Annotated in this window: 1 protein-coding gene; it reads right to left on the bottom strand. The window is 60.9% G+C overall.

Annotation, left to right across the window (positions count from 1 at the left end; genetic code table 11):
- Positions 1-98 precede the first annotated feature (98 nt).
- Positions 99-1,280: malonyl-CoA decarboxylase domain-containing protein (locus AC1D0Z_RS22090; protein ID WP_477660287.1), on the bottom strand; the 1,182-nt coding region annotated here is incomplete at its 5' end.

Raw genomic sequence — 1,280 nt, 5'->3', positions numbered from 1 at the left:
GCAGACAGCGGCGTAAGCGCCGGCCTTCCAGCAAGTGAACGGGTTTCATGTCTGTCTCCTTCGTTTTTTATCTTCTGCTGCTCGTCTGCAACTACACATTACAAAAGCGATTCAATCGCACCGGAAACAGCCACCTTTCCTTCGGCCAGCATGGCACGATGCTTGTCGAGGCGCTTCAGATCGTAGAGGTAGTTGACCATCAGGCCGTACGATTGCTTGAGCCCTTTGGGTGTTGGGTCGCCGGCCCAGTTGATGCGCTCGACGCGCGCGCCATTGCCCAGGTGAAACCTTGCCACCGGATCCAGCGGTTTGCCCTCTTCCAGGGCCCGGCCCAGGTAGTGGGCGGCGCAGTGCAACAGCATCTTTCGCACCGGCGACTTTTCGGTGAGGGACAGCGGGTTCTCTGCGGCGGTCAGCAGGTGCCCCGCGGTGGGCGGCTCAAACCCCACGGCCCGGCCCAGCGCGGCGAGTTCTTTGTCTCCCAGCGATTCCAGCATGGCAGCAGCGTTTTTGCCCAGCCAGTTGCGGAACCCCGGAATCGGCGAAAGGGTGGCAAAGGTCTTGAGCTTGGGGAACTCCTCTTTCAGGCTTTCCACCACACGCTTGATCAACGAGTCGCCAAAACTCACGCCGCGCAGGCCGGCCTGGGTGTTGCTGATGGAATAAAAGATCGCGGTGGTCGCACGGCTCAAGTCCGAAGGCGCCGCCAGCTCATCAAGCAAAGGCATGATGTCGCCGGCAATCGTCTCGACCATGGCGACCTCGACAAAAATCAGCGGCACTTCCGGCAGGCGTGGATGGAAAAATCCGTAGCAGCGGCGGTCACTGTCAAGCCGGTTTTTGACATCGGCCCATCCCTTGATGTCATGAACCGCCTCGTACTTGATCAGCTTCTCAATCAGCGAGGCCGGCGAATCCCAGGTAATGCGGCGCAGGTCAAGGAAACCGACATCGAACCATGTGGAGAACATGTATTCCATTTCGACATCAAGGGCCAGCAGACGCTTGTCTGCCTTGAGGCTGGGCTGCATGTCGGCACGCATTTCGACCAGGAACTGGATGCCACCGGGATAGACGCTGAAGCGTTGCAGCAGACGCCGCCGAGGCGAGACGGTGGCGCGGCGGTAGCGCACCTCGGCCACCGCCTCTTCGGGCGTTCCCACTGCGGCTGCAAACTGCGCCTGTGCCGCCTTGACTTTCTGCGGATTGGCAACGAACTGCTCGCTCATCAGCATCCACAGGTCCCGCCGGCGCGCCGGAGTGGCACCCTGGTACCAGGC

The sequence above is a fragment of the Polaromonas sp. P1_E3 genome, from assembly GCF_056405935.1.
This window is presented reverse-complemented; position numbering and strand designations above follow the sequence as displayed.